This is a genomic window from Lysobacter sp. Soil_C_59 (assembly GCF_057656415.1).
Window position 1 is genome coordinate 224648 of sequence record NZ_JBDGKK010000002.1, and the last position, 19895, is coordinate 244542.

A 19895-nucleotide genomic window follows, 5' to 3' on the forward strand; every position below is an offset into this window, starting at 1 on the left:
CGGCCGGGGCCTGCGGCTTGGTCGCTTCCGAAGGCGCGCTCACTGGGCCAGGTCCTGCGGCGAGATGTCGTCGACCAGGCGACCCTGGTTGAGCACCAGCACGCGCTTTTTCATGCGCTTGACCAGCGCCAGGTCGTGGCTGGCGACCAGCACGCTGGTACCGCGCTCGGGCAGCGACTCGAACAGCGCCATGATTTCGGCCGACAGGGTCGGGTCGAGGTTGCCGGTGGGTTCGTCCGCGACCAGCAGGCGCGGTTCGCCGACGATGGCGCGGGCGATGCCGACGCGTTGCTGCTCGCCGGCAGACAGTTGCGTCGGCAGGGCTTCGGCACGCGCGCCCAGGCCGACCTTGTCGAGCACGCTGCGCACGCGCTTGCCGATGTCGCCACGGCGCAGGCCGCGCAGGATCAGCGGCAGCGCGACGTTGTCGGCGACGCTGCGGTCGGCGAGCAGGCGGTGGTCCTGGAAGACCACGCCGACCTCGCGCCGATGCAGGGCGATACGGCGGCCGCGCACCTTGAGCAGGTTCCGATCGCCGAACAGCACGGCGCCGCGGCTGGGCCGCTCGGACAGATGGATGAGTTTGAGCAGGGTGCTCTTGCCGGCACCGGAATGGCCGGTCACGAACAGCATCTCGCCCGGCGCCACTTCAAAGCTGACTTCGCTCAGCGCGTCGTGGCCGCCGCTGTATCGCTTGCTGACATTGTCGAAGCGCAGGACGCTCATCGCTCACCGGTGCTTGCTCGTGCCGCCAAGTATCGGTGGCGCGGGCGAGGAAGGCCAGCGGCCTCAATAAAACCGCGACGGTGATCGTGAAAGTCCCCTCTCCCGCTGGCGGGAGAGGGGCTCGGAGCGTCAGTGCTGGCTGCGCGGTGCGCGCGTGATCAGCGACTTCAGGCTGCGGCCGATGCGGTTGAGCAGGCCCGTCTTCTCGCCCGACGCAGCGGCCTTCGGCGGCTTCTGCGCGTGCACCTGAGTGGCCTTGCCGCCCTGCTGTGCCGGTGCTGCGGCGACGGCCGCTTCACCGTTGCCCTCGACGCGCTTGCCGCCACGACGGCGACGGCGCTTGCGCGGTGCGCGCTCGGCATCGGCCAGGCCCGGCGTCGGTGCGGCGGCTACGGCTGCGACCGGCGCTGCCACGACCGATGCACCGGCCTCGGCCACGGCTGCGGCCGCGCGCGGCTTGCGCTCGCCACGCGGCGCGCCGCCTACACGACGCTCGCCAGGACGGCCGCCACTGCTGCGACGCGGACCACCGGCGCCACTGCCGCTGCGACCACCCTTGCCACCGCCACGACGCTCTTCGTCGGCCGCACGCTGCTCGCGTGCTTCCTTGAAGATCGCGCCGATGCTTTCTTCTTCCTCGCCCGGCTCGCCGGCCGGCACTTCGCGCGGCGTACGCGGCAGCGCGACCAGCAGGTCGGGTTCGACCGCCACCACCGGCAGCTTCTGCTCGATGTAGGCCTCGATGTCCGGCAGCGACATCGCATAGCGCTCGCAGGCGAAGCTGATCGCGTCGCCTTCGGCGCCCAGGCGGGCGGTACGGCCGATGCGGTGGACGTAGTCCTCGGCATCGAACGGCAGGTCGTAGTTGTAGACGTGCGAGACGCCGTCGATGTGCAGGCCGCGCGCGGCCACGTCGGTGGCGACGAGGATCTCGAGCTGGCCCTTCTGGAACTTGTTGAGCAGCGACTCGCGCTTCTTCTGCGGCACGTCGCCCGACAGCACGCCGACGCGGTAACCGCCGCGCTCGAGCGCACGGGCAACGCGTTCGACGAACGCCTTGGTGTTGACGAACACCATCGTGCGCGCGCCTTCGCTGCGCGACAGCAGGCCGAGCAGCAACGGGATCTTTTCCTCGTCGGCCGGGAAGTAGACCTTCTGGCGGACCTTGGCGGCGGTGATGAACTCGGTCTCGACGACCACCTTCTCAGGCTCGTTCATGTGCTCGTACGCCAGCTCCAGCACGCGGTGGCTGAGCGTGGCCGAGAACAGCAGGGTCTGCCGCTCGGTGCGGATCGGCATGCGACGCAGCAGGAAACGGATGTCCTTGATGAAGCCCAGGTCGAACATGCGGTCGGCTTCGTCGAGCACGCAGACTTCGCAGGCGTGCAGCGACACGACCTTGTGCTGCTTGACGTAGTCGATCAGGCGGCCGGGCGTGGCGATGATGACGTCGGCGCCCTTCTGCAGCAGCTCGCGCTGCTTGTCGTAGTCGACGCCGCCGTAGACCAGCGCGAACTTCAGGCCGAGGTCGCTGCCGAACTTGACCGCGTCCTTGTGGATCTGGATCGCCAGTTCGCGCGTCGGCGCCAGGATCAGCGCGCGCGGGTCCTCGGGCTTGCGCTCGGCCAGCGCCGGGCGCGTCAGCAGGCGGTTGATCACCGCGACCAGGAACGCCAGCGTCTTGCCGGTGCCGGTCTGCGCCTGGCCGGCAACGTCACGGCCGGTGAGTGCGATCGGCAGCGTCAGTGCCTGGATCGGCGTGCAGCGGGTGAATCCAGCGGCTTCCAGTCCGGCCAGCAGGCTCGGATGTATGTCGAAGGAGGAAAAGGAAATATCGGTTAGGGGCTTGTCGCTCATCAGCTTTCAGTCTGTCCGCGGGACCGTGCTATCTGCGGATTGCAGTTTTGCACCGGTGCGCTTGCGTGGGTGGCGTCCGCATCGCAGACTGCCGGGGCCGGTCCCAGAGTGGGTCATTCCCATCAGGTCCGGCTCGGTTCGGTGTCGGCGGCGGGCTTGAAGTCGCCGCGAAACGCCCCAGTTTACCGTAACGCCCGATCCGGCACCGCCGGTCCCGGGCCGGCCCCAGCCGGGCCGGCGGCCCGTGCCGCTGCCCGGCCGTCGATACAACCCGCAGGAGAACCCCGTGAGCGAGAAAATTTTGCACGTCGGCGATGCCGATTTCGATGCCGCCGTGCTGCAGTCGTCCGAGCCGGTCCTGGTGGACTTCTGGGCGGAATGGTGCGGCCCGTGCAAGATGATCGCCCCGGCCCTGGACGAGCTGGCCGCTGCCTATGAGGGCAAGGTCAAGATCGCCAAGGTCAACGTGGACCACAACCGCAACACGGCGATGAAGTACCACGTGCGCTCGATCCCGATGCTGCTGCTGTTCAAGAACGGCCAGGTTCAGGCCACCCAGATCGGCGCGGTGGGCAAGGCCCAGCTGAGCCAGATGATCGACAAGGCGCTCTGAGGCCGGGCTCCGGCCCGAACGCCCCTCCTGTTGAGCCCCCCGCTGCGCCCGCCCTCCGGGCGCAGCTCCGCCGGCCCCTCCGGCGATGTGAACGCCCCCTGTCCGGACGCTTGCCGACACGCTTTGGCAGTGCTAGTTTCGTGTCACCCGGCGTTTTGTAGACCTGTCGCGTGACCAGTCGCGGCGCCGCACCCCCTCTGATAACCCATCGTCCCTGACGTCCCGCTCGCCGTCTGCGAGCGCTCGCCTTAGCGAGGAATCCCTGCTTGTCCGATAACACCCCCGACGCTGGCGACACCGCCGAAAAGCGCGTGCGCAAGCCGCGTGTGAGCAAGGCCGCCGACAACGCCGCCGCCGCACAGACCCAACTCGAAATGCCCAGCGCCCCGGCGCCGCGCGCGGAAGCCCCGCCGCCGGCAGCCCCGGCCCCCAGCGCGCCCGCTCCGGCCGCCGCTTCCTCCGAACCCCGCGCCGATGGCGCCCCCGCCCAGCAGGGCGAAGGCGGCCAGGGCCACCGTGGCCAGGGCGGTCAGCACCAGGGCCAAGGCCAGGGCGGCCAGAACCAGAACCGCAACCAGGGCGGCGGCCAGCAGCAAGGCCAGCAGCAAGGCCAGGGCCAGGGTGGCGACGAAGGCGGCCGCAACAACCGCCGCGACCGCTTCCGCAACCGCCGTGACCGCCAGCGCGACCGCTTCCAGGGTGGCATGGAGGACGATGGCGGCAACGGCGAGCAGTTCGTGCCGCGTCCGCACCCGCAGGTCCCCGAGGGCTTCCCGCAGTACTCGCTGGGCGACCTCAAGCGGATGCCGGCGAACAAGCTGCTCGACCTTGCCGACACCCTGCAGATCCAGGAAGGCGTCGCCCGTGCCCGCAAGCAGGACGTCATCTTCGCCCTGCTCAAGGTCCTGACCCGCCACGGCGAAGGCGTGGCCGCCGACGGCGTGCTGGAGATCCTGCCCGACGGCTTCGGTTTCCTGCGCTCGCATGAGGCCAGCTACCTGGCCGGCCCGGACGACACCTACATCTCGCCCAGCCAGATCCGCCGCTTCAACCTGCGCACCGGCGACCACCTGTCGGGCCGCATCCGCTGGCCGAAGGACGGCGAGCGCTACTTCGCCCTGGCCGTGGTCGACACGATCAACGGCGAGCCGCTGGAAGCGAGCAAGAACAAGGTCCTGTTCGAGAACCTGACGCCGCTGTTCCCGCGTCGCAAGTTCCGCCTCGAGCGCGGTGACGGCTCGACGGAAGACATCACCGGCCGAATCCTCGACCTGATGGCACCGCAGGGCAAGGGCCAGCGCGCCCTGATCGTCTCGCCGCCGAAGGCCGGCAAGACGATGATGATGCAGCAGGTGGCCACGGCCATCACGCACAACCACCCGGACGTGCACCTGATCGTGCTGCTGGTGGACGAGCGTCCGGAAGAAGTGACCGAGATGCAGCGCACCGTGCGCGGCGAAGTGGTCTCCTCGACGTTCGACGAGCCGGCCGCGCGCCACGTGCAGGTCGCCGAAATGGTGATCGAGCGCGCCAAGCGCCTGGTCGAACACAAGCGCGACGTGGTCATCCTGCTCGACTCGATCACCCGCCTGGCCCGTGCCTACAACAACGTCGTGCCATCGTCGGGCAAGGTCCTGACCGGTGGTGTCGACGCCAACGCCCTGCACCGCCCGAAGCGTTTCTTCGGTGCCGCGCGCAACGTCGAGGAAGGCGGCTCGCTGACCATCATCGCCACCGCGCTGATCGACACCGGCAGCAAGATGGACGAGGTGATCTACGAAGAGTTCAAGGGCACCGGCAACTCGGAAGTGCACCTGGACCGTCGCATCGCCGAGAAGCGCGTCTACCCGGCGATCAACATCAACCGTTCGGGCACCCGTCGCGAGGACCTGCTGATCGAGCCGGAACTGCTGCAGAAGATCTGGATCCTGCGCAAGCTGCTGCACGGCATGGACGAGATCGGCGCGATGGAGTTCCTGCTGGACAAGATGAAGACCAGCAAGTCGAACGACGAGTTCTTCAGTTCGATGAAGCGCTGAGTTCTCCATCTGATGCAACAAGAACGCCCCGCACTGCGGGGCGTTTTTGTTGGTGCCGGCGGAGGTATCAGCCGCCGATCGGCGTCAGCAGTTTCGGGCCGGTGCCGAGCGGCTGGATCGTGCCTTCGGCCACGGCGTCGGCGCCCAGGGACGTGTCGATCGCGCCCAGCCAGGGCGCGCTCTGGCGCGGGCCTGGCACGTAGCTGTCCCACTGCCCGTACTTGGGGGGCTTGACCGGGTCCAGGTAGAAATCGACCGGCACGCGCACGAGCCAGAACGGGGCGTCGACGTCCTCGCCGCGGGTGGGCGGATTGAACGACCACTCGGCGGCGCCGCGCACTGCCGCCTCGCCGAGCACACGGCGCCAACGGTTCATGCCGGCCTCGCTGTCGATCACTTTCAGGTTCACCTGTTCGGCGATGGCGTCCTGCACGAGTCCGTCCCTGCCCACGCGCACCATGACGAAAGCCGTGCCGGCAACGCCCGCGCGCGCCGCGTCCATCGGATAGCGCGGTGGCTTGAGCGAGCGGCTGCTGAGGTCGCCTTCCGCATTGGGCTTGCCGAAATTGCCGGAGGCGATTCGCACCTCGAATGCCTTGCCGTCGTCAGTGCGCTTTGCCGCCAGCCGGATACTCATCTCGGTGCGCGCCGGCACCGGCTTGCCTGCCATCAGGATCGGTTCGAACTTCCAGGTAGCAGCGGCCTTGTCGAGCATGCTGGTCACCACCGGTGGCAGCTCGGCGGCACGGTCGAGCACGTAGCCACTGACGCGACCATCGGGTTCGATGTCGACCGTGCCCTTCACCAGCAGGGTCGACTCGACCTGCTTGCGCACCGCGGCCGGACCTGCGGCGACTGCCGCGCCGAAGCACGCCATCAGGGCCAGTGCGGCAATTGCTCTCAGGACATTCATAGCGCTTCCTTGCGTATCCCCGTTTCGGTTTGCGCATGACACCCGGAAACGCGCCTTGGCGCAATCCCCTCCCGTGAAGGGTTCGCGGGTCTTCGGCAACGGCCGGCACTTATACTCCGGACCAGGAGGTGCTCATGCACAGCGGTGGTCTGGAACTTGCTCTGGTATTCCTGTTGGCCGCCGTGATCGCGGTGCCGATATTCCGTCGCTTCGGCCTGGGCGCGGTGCTGGGATACCTGACCGCCGGAGTGGTGCTGGGCCCGTACGGCCTGCGCGTGGTGACCGAGGCCGAGCGCGTGCTGACCGCCGCCGAGATCGGCGTGGTGATGCTGCTGTTCGTGATCGGCCTGGAATTGTCGGCAGCTCGCCTGCGGGTGATGCGCAAGCCGGTCTTCGTCGTCGGTGGCCTGCAGGTGCTGCTGTGCGGCCTGGCCCTGGGTGGCCTGGCGATGGTGGCCGGACTGAGCTGGCAGGCATCGCTGCTGATCGGCCTCGGCCTGACGCTGTCGTCGACCGCGGTCGGGTTGCAGTTGTTGTCCGAGCGCAAGGAGCTGACCACCGACCACGGCCGCGTGGCGTTCGGCGTGCTGCTGTTCCAGGACCTTGCCGCGATCCCGTTGCTCGCTGCCATTCCGTTGCTCGGTCGCGCCGGTGCCGCCGAGTTCGGCTGGGACGATGTGCTCAAGGCCGTCGGCGCGGTGCTGGCGTTGGTGATCGGCGGTCGCTTCGTGCTGCGGCACGTGTTCCGCGTGGTTGCGCGCGCGCAGATGCCCGAGGTGTTCACCGGTGCGGCACTGCTGACGGTGCTCGGCAGCGCCTGGATCATGCAGGTCGCCGGACTGTCGGCGGGCCTGGGCGCGTTCATCGCCGGCGTACTGCTTGCCGATTCGGAATTCCGCCACGAACTCGAAGCGCAGATCGATCCGTTCAAGGGTCTGCTGCTGGGCCTGTTCTTCATTGCCGTGGGCATGAGCATCGACCTGCAGCGGGTGTTGTCCGAGCCGTGGCTGATCGCCGGGCTGGTGGTGGTGCTGATGGTGGTGAAGTTCGCCATCCTCTACCTGATCGGGCGACGCCCGGGCGGCCTCGACCCACGCGGGGCGCTGCAGTTGGGCGGCGTGCTGGCGCTGGGTGGCGAGTTCGCGTTCGTTCTGTTCAACGAAGGCGTGAAGTCGGGCCTGATCGACGACCCGATGCGCGACCGCCTCGCCGCGGCGGTCGGTGTGTCGATGGCGTTGACGCCGCTGCTGCTGATCGCGATTTCGCGGCTGCTCGCGTCCAACCCGATACGGCGCAAGGAACGCAAGTTCGACACCCTTCCCGAGGACGGCGCGCCGCAGGTGCTGATCGCCGGCTTCGGCCGTTTCGGGCAGATCGTCGCCCGACTGCTGGTCGCGCAGAAGATTCCCTTCATCGGCATCGAGCACAGCGCCGACCAGGTCGACTTCGTGCGCCGCTTCGGCAACCCCGTGTACTACGGTGATCCGGCCAAGGCCGAGTTGTTGCGGTCAGCCGGTGCGGCACACGTGAAGGTGTTCGTGGTCGCCATCGACGGCGTGGAGGAGAACCTGCACACGGTGCGCACGATCCGCCGCCTGTATCCGGAGGCGACGGTGTTCGCCCGTGCGCGCGATCGTCGCCACGCCTGGGAACTGATGGACCTGGGTGCGCGGGCGCTGCGCGAGACGTTCTACAGCAGCCTGCGCATGGGCGAGAGGGTGCTGGTCGAGCTGGGCCTGTCGGAGGACATGGCACGCGACCACGCCGAACGCTTCCGCGAGCACGACCAGCGCCTGCTGCGTGCGCAGTACCTGATCCGCGACGACGAGGACGCGCTGCTGCAGTCGACGCAGGATGCACGGCGCGAGCTGGAGGAATTGTTCAACGCCGACTTCGGCGAAGGCGTGCTCGGCGAGATCGCCCATGCGACGCGCAATGAAGAGAATGTGCTGGACGAGGAATGAGTCGTCATCCCGGCGAAGGCCGGGATCCAGGCCCATCACGTGACCGCGCAACTTGCCTGCTTTTCGCTTGATGCTCCGTCACTGGATCCCGGCGTTCGCCGGGATGACGGTGACAGGGCGGACGGCCTCAGCGAGGCTCGCGCAGGAACCGCGCCATCGACACGTTCTGACCCGGCGCCGGCGGTGCGAACTCCGCCGCGATGTCGATGAAGCCGCGCATCACCGCGATCTCGCGCGGGGTGCGGTTGAGCGCATCGCGCAGGTCCGGGTCGGCGCCGGCACGCATCAGGAACTGGACCACGCGCAACAGGCCGTGCAGCGCCGCCAGGTGCAGCGGGCCGAAGCCGCGCGGGTCCTTGGCATCGAGTGCGGCATCGTGGTCGACCAGCAACTGCATGCCGGCGATCAGCACGTCCTCGTCGGCACCGGTGCCAGGCTCGGCGCGCGCGCCCAGCAACAGCAGCAACGGGGTCGCGCCGGCCGCCGGCTGGTCGGCGTCGACGCCGGCCAGCAGCAGCGTGTCGAACAACGCCACCAGGCGCGAACGCTCGCGCGCATTGAAGCCGTACATCGCCGCGCAGTGCAGCGCCTGTCGGCCCTGCGCGTCGCAGGCCTGGACGTCGGCACCGGCAGCCAGCAGGCGCGCGGCCAGGTCGGTCAGGCCCAGTGCGCAGGCGACCATCAGCACCGTCAGTTCACCCGGCAGGCGCTGTTCCAGCGGCGCGCCGGATGCGATCAGGCGATCGACGATCTCGGCGTGGCGCATGCTCACGGCCGCCGACAGCGGCGTCGCACCGGAGTTGGCGGTGGCCTTCGGGTCGGCGTTGCGGGCAAGCAGGAGATCAACTACTGCGCGATGACCGCCACCGGCCGCACGCAGCAGTGCGGTGCAGCCCTGCGCATCGACGGCATCGACCGGCAGGCCCAGATCGAGCAGGCGGCGCACGGCGTCGGCATCGCCCATGATCGCGGCCGCCGGCACGTCCTGCGCCTGCAGCGGGCGCCTGGGCAACGGCCAGCCGCGCCAGTCGAGCCAGTCGGCAAGGTCGCGGCGGCCCGAGGCCAGTGCCACGCCGAGCGGCGTTTGTCCGTCGGCGGCCAGCAAGTCGGGGGCAGCGCCCTGAGCCACCAGGCGCTTTAGCATCTCGTCGCGACCGAGCGCGGCGGCCAGGTGCAAGGCACTCATGCCATGGCTGTCGCGGGCGTTGAGGTCGACGCCGATCGCGAGCAGGCGCTCGACAACGCGCGTCCAGTCCAGTCGTACCGCCAGCGCCAGCGCCGGGTCACCGGCAGGTGAGCGCGCGAACGGGTCGGCGCCGCGATCGATCAGTTCCAGCGCGACCGCTTCCAGGTTCGTGCCGTCGCCGTCGTCGCCGTGGCAGGCCGCGAGGAAGCGCGCCAGTCCGCCGGCACCGGCCGGCGATACGCCACGGCGCAGCAGCGCCAGCAGCGACGGGACGGCCGGGCCGCCGCGCGCGATCAGGGCGTGCACCGGCGTGTCGCCGGTGCTGTTGCGTGCTTCCGGATCGGCGCCCTGGGCCAGCAGCCAAAGCACGCGCTGCGCCGAAGTCGCCGACTCGTCGTCGTGCAGCAACGCGCCGCGTTCGCCGGCGCTGAGCAGTTGCGCCAGGCCGCCGAGTTCCTCGGCACGGCCGTCGCGCAGGCCATCGCGCAACAGCACGGTCGGCGCGCGATCGGGCAGCGGCGCATCGTCGTCGCCGTCTTCGCTGAGCGCCGACGGCAGCGGATAGGCGCGGTCGAGCGCGGCCACCAGCGACCAGCGCCCGGCCTCGGCGGCGCGATCGATCGCGCGCTTGCCGTCGGCATCGCGCTGTTCGGCGTCCACGCCCAGGTCCAGCAGTCGCTGCACCAGCGCCGGCGCCGGCGAGTCGGCCATGCACGCCAGCACCAGCGCGTTGCGGCCGCGACTGTCGACGGCGACTGCGGCATCGGCGCCGCCGCGCGGCAGGTGCGCGAGCAGGCGTTCGAGCATGTCGAGATGGCCGCCGCGAGCGGCCTCGAGGAACGGGCTGCGACCTTCCAGGTCGCGCGCATCGGCGTCGGCACCGGCGGTGAGCAGCGCCGCGGCGATGTCGAGATGGCCGGCGAGCGCGGCTTCGTGCAGGGCGCTGCGACCGCGACGGTCGCGCGCGTCCACGCGGGCCTTGTGCTTGAGCAGCAGGCCGACGCCGGCGACGTCGTCTTCGTCGGCGCCGGCCGCGGCGAGCAATACCGGCTGGCCGCCGGCCGGTTCCGGGCGCGCGCCGCGCTCGAGCAGGAACTTGGCCAGGCGCCAGTTGCCACTGGCACAGGCGACGCCGAGCGGCGACAGCCCGTCGTGGTTGAGCGGGTCGAGTTCGGCCGCGGCATCGCGCAGCAGCGCGGCCACGCCCGGGTCGGAGCTGCGTGCAGCGTGATGCAGCGGCGTGTTGCCCTCGGCATCGGTCCGGCGCGGATCGGCGCCGTTGGCGAGCAGGGTCATGACCGCATCGGGTCGGCCGTGCCAGCTGTCGCGCGTGGCGGCGAGCAGCGGGTTCATACCGGCGTGCGTGGCGTTGAGGTCGATGCCGTGGGCGATCAGCGTGCGCAGCAGGCGCAGGTCCGGCAGCACCGCGGCCAATACGGCCAGGCTGCGCTGGTCACGCTCGTCTGCCGGCGGCGGCGCCGAGACATCGGCGCCCAGTTCGATCAGTTCCAGCGCGCGTTCGACGCGACCGCTGCGGGCGGCGGCGTAGAGCGCCGGGGCAAGCGGTTCGCCGTCGACGAGGGCGACCGGTTCGTCCTCTTCCTCGTCGTCATCGTCGTAGGCGAAGCCGGGCAGTGGCTCGGCCGGGGCGACCTGCTGCAGCAGCAGGTGCAGGGCCGGCGTTGCCAGTGCGAACAGCACGGCAACCGTCCAGCGCGCGCCGCCTCCGAGCACGCCCGGCCAGGCCAGCAGCAGCACGATCGCGGCCAGCGCCAGCACGATCGCGGCGACACCGAGTCCGCGCCAGGCGCTCAGTTCCAGTTCGCCCAGGGCCTGCCAGTGCTCGCGCAGCGGCCCACCCTCGCGTTCGGCACCCAGCCACAGCGGCCACAGTCGCCACAGGCCGAGCAGGGCGATACCGGTCACGGCGCTCAGGCCAAGCGCGGACGCCAGCGAGCCGGTCTGCAGCAGCGAGGACAGCGGCCAGGCCACGACCGCAGCGAGCACGATGATCGCCGCGGCCCACAGCAGTGCCAGCACGCCGGCTTCGCGCACTGCTTCATTGCGCGTCGGCAGGGCGCCGTCGCGCCAGCCGCGCACGGCCAATGCCGCCAGCGGCTGGGCTAGTACGCCGGCAACCGCGGCGACGATGCCCCCCAGGCCGGTCAGCAGGCACAGCGCGGACGCGCCGGCGAGCAATCCGCCCAGGCGCATCGTCCGGGTCGAATACGGTGTTTTCTGCGGCATCGGCTCAGGCATCGGTGCCCCAGTCCTCCGTCATCGGATCGTCCAGGGTCGGCGGGAACTGCAGGTGGAATCCACGCGCCGCCAGGTTCTCGCGCACCACGGCCGCGTCGCCGCGGGCGAGCTTGCGCTCCGGCGTCAGCGCCACTTCGAGGACGAACTGCAGCGTGCCCAGTTGCGAACGCAGCGGTTCGGGCAGGCGCGCGAACTCGTCGCGCTTGGCGAGGTACACGTAGGTGTCGGCCTTGCGGAGGCTCTTGTAGACGTAGGCTTGCATCTGTCCGGACGAAAGCAGCGGCAAAAACGGCCGCAACGTGATGTTGGACACAGCATACCTGTCGTTGTGGCGCGCTGGCACAACGGGAGGTTCAGATTTTCAGGTGTTTGAAGCGGGAATGGGGAAGAGGGAATGGGGAACGCTCGGGACCGTCCTCCTGATCCGGAACCTCATGTGTGCGGCCTCGGCGGGGACTCGAAAACAGCGGCCACCGAGCGACGACCGCCGCATTCCCCCTTCCCCATTCCCGCTCCTCGCCCCTCAGTGATACCCGGCGTCGGCGGCGACCTTGCCCCTGAACACGCTGTAGGACCAGTAGGTGTAACCCAGGATCGCCGGCAGCAGCACGATCAGGCCGACCAGCACGAAACCCTGCGACGACGGCGGCGAGGCCGCGTCCCAGATGGACAGCGCCGGCGGAACGATGTTGGGCCAGATGCCCAGCACCAGCCCGGCGAAGCCCAGTGCAAAGAAGCACAGGGTCAGCAGGAACGGGGTCGCGTCACGGCCCTCGCGCATCACCGCGCGCCACAGGGCGAAGGCATTGGCCAGGGCCAGCAGCGGCACCGGCGCCAGCCACCAGAAGTTCGGGCCGTCGAACCAGCGCGCCATGATCCGCGAGTCGAGGAACGGCAGCCACGCACTCACCAGACCCATGAAGGCGACCACCACCAGCACCAGCGGCCGGGTCAGGCTGCGCGCGACCAGCTGCATGCGGCCCTCGGTCTTGAGGATCAGCCAGGTGGAACCCAATAGCGCATAGCCGAACACCACCGCCACGCCGGTCAGCATCGAGAACGGGCTGAACCAGCCGAAGGCGCCGCCCAGGTACTTGCCACCCTGCAGCGGCATGCCTTCGACAAGCGCGCCGAGGATCACGCCCTGGGCGAACGCGGCGAACATGGATCCCAGCGAGAACGCCGCGCCCCAGGCCGGCTTGCTGCGCTGTGCCTTGAAGCGGAATTCGAAGGCGACGCCACGGAACACCAGCGCGATCAACATCAGCAACACCGGCAGGTACAGCGCCGACAGCACCACCGCGTAGGCCTTGGGGAATGCCGCCAGCAGGCCGGCACCGCCGAGCACCAGCCAGGTTTCGTTGCCGTCCCAGATGGGGGCCGCGGTGTTCATCATGTGGTCGAGCTGGTGCTCGTCTTCGGCGAACGGGGCGAGGATGCCCAGGCCGAGCACGAAACCGTCGAGCACGACGTACATCAGCACGCCGAAACCGATCACGCCGAACCACACCACCGGAAGCACCGTCGCCAGGTCCATTACGTGCCCTCCTCGAGGTTGTCGCCGGATGCCGACAGCGGCCGCGCTGGCGTCTTGTCGCCGCCTTCGGTGTGCTGTGGAGGTTCGTGCGGCAGCGGGCCCTTGAGCACCTGCTTGCGCAGGTACCAGATGCCGGCGCCGAAGACGATGGCGTACACCAGCGCATAGACGATCAGCGACGTCATCACGCTCGCCGCGGCGAGGATCGGGCTGACCGCATCGGCCGTGCGCAACAGCCCGTAGACGACGTAGGGCTGGCGACCGATCTCGACCACGTACCAGCCGGCGAGGATGCAGACGAAGCCGGAGAGCATCAGCGTCTTCCAGCCCAGCAGCACGACGCGCGAGGCGTACAGGCGACCGCGCCACAACATCCACAGCGACACCATCGCCAGCAGCAGCATCAGCGTGCCCAGGCCGACCATCACCCGGAACGCATAGAACACCGGCTTGACCGGCGGCCGCTCGGTGGCCGGCACCGACTTCAGCGGCGCGATCTCACCATCCAGCGTGTGCGTGAGGATCACGCTGCCCAGTTTCGGGATCGCGACCTCGTAGTCGTTGCGCTCGGCCTTCTCGTTGGGCACCGCGAACAGCACCAGCGGCACGCCCTCGCCCTTGGGATAGTGATCCCAGTGGCCTTCCATTGCCGCGACCTTGATGGGTTGGTGCTCGAGGGCGACCAGACCGTGCTGGTCGCCGACGATCACCTGCGCAGGCACCGTGATCGCGGCAAAGATCACTGCCGCCTTCAACATGCGCTTGCCGGCTTCGACGTGGACGCCACGCAGGAGGTAGGACGCGCCGACGCCGCCAATCACGAAACACGTGGTGATGAACGCCGCCAGCACCATGTGCGCCAGGCGCAGCGGGAACGAGGGATTGAAGACGATCTGCATCCAGCTGACCGGTTCGAATACGCCATCGACGATGCGGTAACCGGTCGGCGTCTGCATCCAGCTGTTGGCCGAGATGATCCAGAACGTGGAGATCAGCGTGCCCAGTGCGACCATGCAGGTCGCCAGGAAATGCATGCGTTCATTGACGCGTCCCCAGCCAAACAGCATCACGCCGAGGAACGTAGCTTCCAGGAAGAACGCGGTCAGCACTTCATAGCTGAGCAACGGACCGAGGATGTTGCCGGCCTGTTCGCTGAGCGTGGCCCAGTTGGTGCCGAACTGGAAACTCATGACGATGCCGGACACCACGCCCATGCCGAACGACAGGGCGAAGATCTTGGTCCAGAAGAAGTACAGGTCGCGCCACAGGGTGTCGCGGGTGCGCAGCCAGCGCCACTCGGCGAAGGCCAGCCAGCTCGCCAGGCCAATGGTGAAGGCCGGGAACAGGATGTGGAACGAGATGACAAAGCCGAACTGGATGCGCGACAAAAGCAGTGCGTCCACGGCATGACTCCATGACTTCCTGCACATTATTGTGCGCCGCGTCAAAGGGGCTGTCACCCTCGTCCAGGTCACTTCACTGTTTCCCATGACGCATGACCCGATCCGGCAAACCCGGGGACTGATACGCTTCGGCAGTTTTTTGCCCACTCGCCAATCCGCCTGGTCCCGACCCGATGCGCCTTTCGCCGCTTGCCACCGCCCTGACCCTGTCGACGCTGCTGCTGTCCAGCGCCCACGCCCAGACGCCCATCACCCTTGCCCAGACCATGGCCGATCCGGACTGGATCGGGCCGCCGGTCGAACAGGCCTGGTGGGCCTGGGACGGCCAGCGCGTGCAGTACCAGCTGCGCCGCGAAGGCGCGACGATCCGCGACACCTGGCAGCAAGGCATCAACGGCGCCGCGGCCGCTCGCCTGGATGGCGCCGCCCGCGCCGACCTCGATGCCGCCCAGCCGGTGCTCGATGCCCAGCGCACGCGCATGGCATTCGTGCGCAACGGCGACGTGTTCGTGCGCGACCTGCGCAACGGCACGCTGACCCAGGTCACGCGCAGCAACGACGACGAAGCCACGCCGCAGTGGAGCAGCGACGGCAACCTCGTGTTCCGCAGCGGCAACGACTGGTACCAGTGGCGCGCCGGCCAGGGCACGTCGCAGGCGGCGATCGTCAAGGCCGAGAAGGATCCGGCCGCGGCACCGAAGGCCGACGACCTGCGCACGCGCCAGCTCGATATGATCGCCACGCTCAAGAACGACCGCGCGCAGAAGGACGCCGCACGCGCGCAGAGCGAGCAGTGGCGCCAGGCCGATCCGACCCGCGCCGCCGCACCGACCTACCTGGGTGACGACGTCAAGATCGTCGACAGCGCGCTGTCGCCCGATGCGAAGTACCTGCTGGTGGTGACCTCGGCCAAGGATGCCGACGAAGGCAAGGCCGGCAAGATGCCCAAGTACGTGACCGAATCGGGTTACGAGGAATTCGAGGACGTGCGCGTGCGCGTCGGCCGCAACGCACCGGTGGCGCACAAGCTGTGGCTGGTGGACGTCAACGCCGCCAAGGCGACCGAGCTGAAGTTCGACGGCCTGCCTGGCATCAAGGACGATCCGCTCGCGGCGATGCGCAAGGCCGCCAAGAAGGATCCGCTCAAGGGCGACCGCGCCGTGCGCATCGAGACCGACGGCGACGGCACCGGCCCGGCGATCCACTGGAGCGATGACGGCCGGCAGGCGGCTGTTCTGATCCGCGCGATCGACAACAAGGACCGCTGGATCGCGACGGTATCTCCGGGCTCGGACGCCAAGCTGGCCATGCGCGACCGCCTCACCGATCCGGCATGGATCAACTGGGGCTTCAACGACTTCGGCTGGACCAACGACGGCGCGCTCTGGTTCCTGTCCGAGCGCAGCGGCTACTCGCACCTGTACGTCAACGACGGCGGCAGCAAGTCGCGCGCGCTGACCTCGGGCAAGTGGGAAGTATCCGCGCCGCAGCTGTCCAACGACGGCCGCAGCTTCTACTTCGTCTGCAACCGCAAGTGGCCGGGCGACTACGAAGTCTGCGCGGTCGACCGCAACGGCGGCGACGTACGCGAAGTGACCTCGCTCAACGGCGTCGAGGATTTCTCGCTGTCGCCCGACGGTTCCAAGGTGCTGGTGCGCCATTCCGACAGCTACACGCCGCCGCAGCTCGCCGTCGTCAACACCGGCGGTGACGGCCTGGTGCAACTGACCGACACGCGCAAGCCCGAGTTCAAGGCGCGTGAGTGGATCAAGCCCGAGTACGTGCAGGTGCCGAGCAAGCACGGTGCCGGCGTGGTCTGGGGCAAGTACTACGGCCCGAAGAACCCGGACCCGTCGCGCAAGTACCCGATCGTGATGTTCGTGCACGGCGCCGGTTACCTGCAGAACGTGTCGGACCGCTACCCGAACTACTTCCGCGAGCAGATGTTCCACAACCTGCTGGTGCAGCAGGGTTACATCGTGCTCGACCTGGATTACCGCGCCAGCGAGGGCTACGGCCGCGACTGGCGTACGGCGATCTACCGCCAGATGGGCCATCCGGAACTCGAGGATTACCTGGACGGACTGGACTGGCTGGTCGCCAACAAGGGCGGCGACAAGGACCGCGCCGGCATCTACGGCGGCAGCTACGGCGGCTTCATGACGTTCATGGCGCTGTTCCGCTCACCGGGCACGTTCAAGGCCGGCGCGGCGCTGCGCCCGGTGGCCGACTGGTCGCAGTACAACCACGAGTACACCAGCAACATCCTCAACACGCCCGAGCTCGACCCGCAGGCGTACAAGGTGTCGTCACCGATCGAGTTCGCCGACGGCCTGCAGGACAACCTGCTGATCGCCCACGGCATGATCGACGACAACGTGTTCTTCAAGGACTCGGTGGTGCTCAGCCAGAAGCTGATCGAGCTGCGCAAGGACAAGTGGGAGATCGCGCCGTACCCGATGGAGCGCCACAGCTTCACGCATCCGGACAGCTGGTACGACGAGTACCGCCGGATCTATGAGTTGTTTGAGCGGACGTTGAAGTAAGGGCAAAAGCAACACCCCTCTTCCGCCCTTCGGGCACCTTCTCCCACAAGGGGAGAAGGAACGACATGACCCTCCCCCCTTGTGGGGGAGGGACAGGCCGCGAACGCGGCCAGGGAGAGGGGAAGGCGCCTCAGCGCGTCGCAGCCGTCGCAGCAGGCGGCTTCACTTCCTTCCAGCTGCTGTCCGGATCGAACTTCGTCATCGCCTTGGCCAGCTTCTCGCTGTCGGGTCCGAGATCCTTCTCGAACACCTCGCCTTCGTGGCTGATCATGAAGCTCATCACGCCGGTGTCGCCGTACTTCGACGGCCAGCCGATCAGCGCGAAGCCGCGGCTCATGTTGTTGCCGAGCATGTAGTTGTACGCACCGCCCGGTGCCGACGGCCCCTGGGCGGTGAGGATCTTGAAGTGGTAGCCGTGCCAGTCGCTGCCCGGCTCGGCGTCGGCGAACAGCGGCCCGAGCGGGCTGACCTGGCCGCTGTCGTCATCGGCCCAGTACAGGCCGTCGTGCTTGCCGTCGGTGCTGAGCACCTTCTGCGCGTACTCGAGCACGCCGTCACCGTCGCGATCGACTTCCGCGTATTCGGTCTGCGCATCGTGATAGGCCAGCTCCGACTCGATCGTGTCGTCTTCGTTGCGGCCGATGCGGCGCGCGCGGATCTCGTCGGTAGCCGCATGCGTGTCGAAGGCCCAGCCGGCCTTGCCCTTGGTCAGCGGGATCGGCAGCGTCCACGCATCCTTGCCGACCGCCAGGCGGGCGGTGCCGTCCTTTGCGGTCTGGATGCTGTGCTTTTCGCGATAGCCCTTGAGGAAGGCCTCGACGTCGGCGCGCTCGATGCCTTCGATCGGGATGTATTCGCGCCAATCCTTGCCGAGCAGCGTTTCGAGCTTCTGCGCGTCGGCGCGCTGCGTGCCCAGCGCGGCGACGAACGCCTCGGCGGCCGCATCGGGTGTCGGAAAGGCTTGCTGTGCGGATGCCGGCAAGGCCAGCATCGCCATCATCGCGACAGGAAGCATGCGCCGCACGCATTTCGACAGCACGCGGTTCGACGGCATGAAGGTCATGGATGTCTCCCTCTCAACGACGATGGCCGCCGCCACCCTGGCGCTGCGGCGGACGGGATTGACGTTGCACCTGGTGGCCGCCACCGCCACCACCGCGTGACTGACGCGCCGATGCCTGGCTGGAGTGGCCGCGATTGGCCTGCTGGCGCGACTGCTGCGGATTGCGCGCGCCGGACATCGCGTTGTTGCGCGGTGCCTGCCGCGACGCCTGCTGCGAGCGCGCCTGCTGCCGGGCCTGGTTGTTGCTCTGTTGTGGACGCTGGCGGTTCTGCGCCTGGCGATTCTGCGCCGTCTGCTGCGCACGCTGGCGATCGGCCTGGCTGCGGTTGCCGGCACCGCCGCCGGCGGCCTGGCGGGCGCGTTCGCGATCGGCGTTGTTCGAACGATCGCGCGATGCAAGATCCTGCGCGGCGTTGGGACGGTTGCCGCCCAGGTCGGTCGGCTTCGAACGGTCGCGTGACGCATGCTGTTGCGCGGCGGACTGCGCACGCTGACGCTGCGCGTCGCGCGACTGGCCACCACCCTGGGCGCGATCGCGTGCCCCGCCGCCTTCGAGGCGTTCACGCGCCTGCGGATTGTTGCGCAGGTCGCGGTTCGCCGCCTGTGCGCGATCACGCGCCTCGCGGTTGCTGCTGGCCGGCGAACCGATGCCACGATTCTCCATCTGACTGCGCGCACGGTTGCGCGCATCGGCGCGGCCCGGGTCGTCGCCGCGGAACTGGTTGCGGTTCTGCGCGCCATCGAGCTGGCGGCCGTAGCGCTCGCGGTTGGCGTTGTCGCGATACGGCACGCCATCGCGGTTGAGCGAGTTGTGCTGCCAGTTGCTGTTGTTGATCTGGCGATTGGTGTTGATGTTGTTGTAGCGGTTGACGTCGATGTCGACGTCGCCGCCGCCCCAGCCACCGCCCCAGTCGCAGTCGCCCCACAAGGCGTTGGTGACGGCGATGCCGGTACCGAACGCCAGGCCAGCCATCAGCGCACTGCCGGCGTAGTAGCCAGGCGACGGCGGGTAGTACGCCGGCGGATACGACGGGTACGCCCAGCTGCCGTAGACCGTGGTCGGGTTGTACGACGGGACGTACACGACCTCCGGATTGCTCGGCTCGATGATGATGGTCTGCTGCGGTTGTGGTTCCTGGATGACCGTGGTGCCACCACCACCGCCGCCGTCCGACGGCGCCGCCGCAGGCGCGGGACCGGTCGGCGCGGCCTGCACGGTGACGTTCTGGTACTGGTTCGACGAGAGGTTGCCGGCGGCCTGGGCCTGGCGGCGCAACCGCTGCACGGCATCCATCACTTCGTTGGGCTGGGCGAGGAACGCATCACCCAGGCGCTGCACCCAGGCCGGATCCTGGCCGAGGGTGTCGAGGGCCTGCGGAAATGCCACCAGCGCCTGCACGCTCGGGTCCCACGGTTGCGAGGCGACCTGCTTGACCGCGTCGTCACCCTTGGCATTCGGGTTCGCCTTCGACCACGCCGCGGCATCGGCGACGTTGCCGGGATAGGTCGCCGCCATCAGCACCTGCGCCAGCAGCGGATCGGGATAGAGCGCGATCGGCGCGACCATCTGGTCCAGCTCTTCCTTGCTGAACGACGTCGAGGCCGGAGCGGCCGCTGGCGTCGTCGCCGGAGGAGGCGTGGCCGCGGGGGCGGCTGGAGCGGGCGCCGGCGCTGTCGCCGCGGGCGCGGGAGTCTTGTCGCCGGAACACGCGGCCAGCGACAGCAGGACCATGAGAAGGCCAATTCGACGATGGTTGCGCACGGACTACTCCCAACGCTGTGTCGTTGA

General features: G+C 68.7%; 13 protein-coding genes. 4 read left to right on the plus strand and 9 right to left on the minus strand.

Annotation, left to right across the window (positions count from 1 at the left end; all coding sequences use genetic code 11):
* Window positions 1–39: 39 nt before the first annotated feature.
* Both ftsE and rhlB read right to left on the minus strand, forming a co-directional pair.
* On the minus strand, window positions 40–726 hold the full coding sequence (gene ftsE, locus AC3A3Q_RS04535; RefSeq protein WP_487585097.1) for a cell division ATP-binding protein FtsE: 687 nt from the start codon (window positions 724–726) through the stop codon (window positions 40–42).
* 129 nt (window positions 727–855) lie between these two features.
* Entirely contained in the window at window positions 856–2583 is a 1728-nt protein-coding gene (rhlB, locus tag AC3A3Q_RS04540; RefSeq protein WP_487585098.1) for an ATP-dependent RNA helicase RhlB, read from the minus strand.
* Window positions 2584–2869: 286 nt separating this feature from the next.
* Between rhlB and trxA the strand changes: the two genes are divergently transcribed.
* Together trxA and rho are read left to right on the plus strand one after the other, a co-directional pair.
* Window positions 2870–3196: a thioredoxin TrxA gene (gene trxA, locus AC3A3Q_RS04545; protein ID WP_200607627.1), complete on the plus strand. Its 327-nt coding sequence runs from the start codon at window positions 2870–2872 to the stop codon at window positions 3194–3196.
* A gap of 266 nt (window positions 3197–3462) precedes the next feature.
* A complete protein-coding gene (rho, locus tag AC3A3Q_RS04550) occupies window positions 3463–5235 on the plus strand; it encodes a transcription termination factor Rho (protein WP_487585099.1) in 1773 nt (590 codons plus the stop codon).
* Window positions 5236–5302: 67 nt separating this feature from the next.
* Here the strand turns inward: rho and AC3A3Q_RS04555 are convergent, their stop codons facing one another.
* On the minus strand, window positions 5303–6148 hold the full coding sequence (locus tag AC3A3Q_RS04555; RefSeq protein ID WP_487585100.1) for an energy transducer TonB: 846 nt from the start codon (window positions 6146–6148) through the stop codon (window positions 5303–5305).
* Between the two features lie 134 nt (window positions 6149–6282).
* On the opposite strand from AC3A3Q_RS04555, the gene AC3A3Q_RS04560 reads away from it, so the two are divergent.
* A complete protein-coding gene (locus AC3A3Q_RS04560) occupies window positions 6283–8112 on the plus strand; it encodes a monovalent cation:proton antiporter-2 (CPA2) family protein (RefSeq protein ID WP_487585101.1) in 1830 nt (609 codons plus the stop codon).
* 127 nt (window positions 8113–8239) lie between these two features.
* On the opposite strand, the gene AC3A3Q_RS04565 is transcribed toward AC3A3Q_RS04560, so the two are convergent.
* The 4 genes from AC3A3Q_RS04565 to AC3A3Q_RS04580 form a co-directional block, all read right to left on the minus strand.
* The gene (locus tag AC3A3Q_RS04565) at window positions 8240–11512 is read right to left on the minus strand and encodes an ankyrin repeat domain-containing protein (RefSeq protein WP_487585500.1); all 3273 of its coding nucleotides are present in this window, start codon (window positions 11510–11512) and stop codon (window positions 8240–8242) included.
* A 37-nt stretch (window positions 11513–11549) separates the two neighbouring features.
* On the minus strand, window positions 11550–11819 hold the full coding sequence (locus AC3A3Q_RS04570; protein ID WP_487585102.1) for a YcgL domain-containing protein: 270 nt from the start codon (window positions 11817–11819) through the stop codon (window positions 11550–11552).
* A gap of 261 nt (window positions 11820–12080) precedes the next feature.
* Complete coding sequence (gene cydB / locus AC3A3Q_RS04575; RefSeq protein ID WP_487585103.1) at window positions 12081–13094, minus strand: cytochrome d ubiquinol oxidase subunit II; 1014 nt, start codon at window positions 13092–13094, stop codon at window positions 12081–12083.
* Window positions 13094–14497: a cytochrome ubiquinol oxidase subunit I gene (locus tag AC3A3Q_RS04580; RefSeq protein ID WP_487585104.1), complete on the minus strand. Its 1404-nt coding sequence runs from the start codon at window positions 14495–14497 to the stop codon at window positions 13094–13096. The genes cydB and AC3A3Q_RS04580 overlap by 1 nt, the downstream gene beginning before the upstream one ends.
* 173 nt (window positions 14498–14670) lie before the next feature.
* Between AC3A3Q_RS04580 and AC3A3Q_RS04585 the strand changes: the two genes are divergently transcribed.
* Window positions 14671–17043: a S9 family peptidase gene (locus AC3A3Q_RS04585; protein WP_487585105.1), complete on the plus strand. Its 2373-nt coding sequence runs from the start codon at window positions 14671–14673 to the stop codon at window positions 17041–17043.
* A 130-nt stretch (window positions 17044–17173) separates the two neighbouring features.
* On the opposite strand, the gene AC3A3Q_RS04590 is transcribed toward AC3A3Q_RS04585, so the two are convergent.
* Window positions 17174–18106 carry a DUF2950 domain-containing protein gene (locus tag AC3A3Q_RS04590; RefSeq protein ID WP_487585106.1) on the minus strand — a complete coding sequence of 311 codons (933 nt, stop codon included), beginning with the start codon at window positions 18104–18106 and terminating at the stop codon, window positions 17174–17176.
* Between the two features lie 13 nt (window positions 18107–18119).
* Entirely contained in the window at window positions 18120–19838 is a 1719-nt protein-coding gene (locus AC3A3Q_RS04595) for a DUF3300 domain-containing protein (RefSeq protein ID WP_487585107.1), read from the minus strand.
* Window positions 19839–19895: the final 57 nt, after the last annotated feature.

What these genes read in the sequence shown, in the direction of transcription:
- ftsE (WP_487585097.1), bottom strand. Translation starts at nt 726, where the DNA reads ATGAGCGTCCTGCGCTTCGACAATGTCAGCAAGCGATACAGCGGCGGC.
- rhlB (WP_487585098.1), bottom strand. Translation starts at nt 2,583, where the DNA reads ATGAGCGACAAGCCCCTAACCGATATTTCCTTTTCCTCCTTCGACATA.
- AC3A3Q_RS04555 (WP_487585100.1), bottom strand. Translation starts at nt 6,148, where the DNA reads ATGAATGTCCTGAGAGCAATTGCCGCACTGGCCCTGATGGCGTGCTTC.
- AC3A3Q_RS04560 (WP_487585101.1), top strand. Translation starts at nt 6,283, where the DNA reads ATGCACAGCGGTGGTCTGGAACTTGCTCTGGTATTCCTGTTGGCCGCC.
- AC3A3Q_RS04565 (WP_487585500.1), bottom strand. Translation starts at nt 11,512, where the DNA reads ATGCGCCTGGGCGGATTGCTCGCCGGCGCGTCCGCGCTGTGCCTGCTG.
- AC3A3Q_RS04570 (WP_487585102.1), bottom strand. Translation starts at nt 11,819, where the DNA reads ATGCAAGCCTACGTCTACAAGAGCCTCCGCAAGGCCGACACCTACGTG.
- cydB (WP_487585103.1), bottom strand. Translation starts at nt 13,094, where the DNA reads ATGGACCTGGCGACGGTGCTTCCGGTGGTGTGGTTCGGCGTGATCGGT.
- AC3A3Q_RS04585 (WP_487585105.1), top strand. Translation starts at nt 14,671, where the DNA reads ATGCGCCTTTCGCCGCTTGCCACCGCCCTGACCCTGTCGACGCTGCTG.
- AC3A3Q_RS04590 (WP_487585106.1), bottom strand. Translation starts at nt 18,106, where the DNA reads ATGACCTTCATGCCGTCGAACCGCGTGCTGTCGAAATGCGTGCGGCGC.
- AC3A3Q_RS04595 (WP_487585107.1), bottom strand. Translation starts at nt 19,838, where the DNA reads ATGGTCCTGCTGTCGCTGGCCGCGTGTTCCGGCGACAAGACTCCCGCG.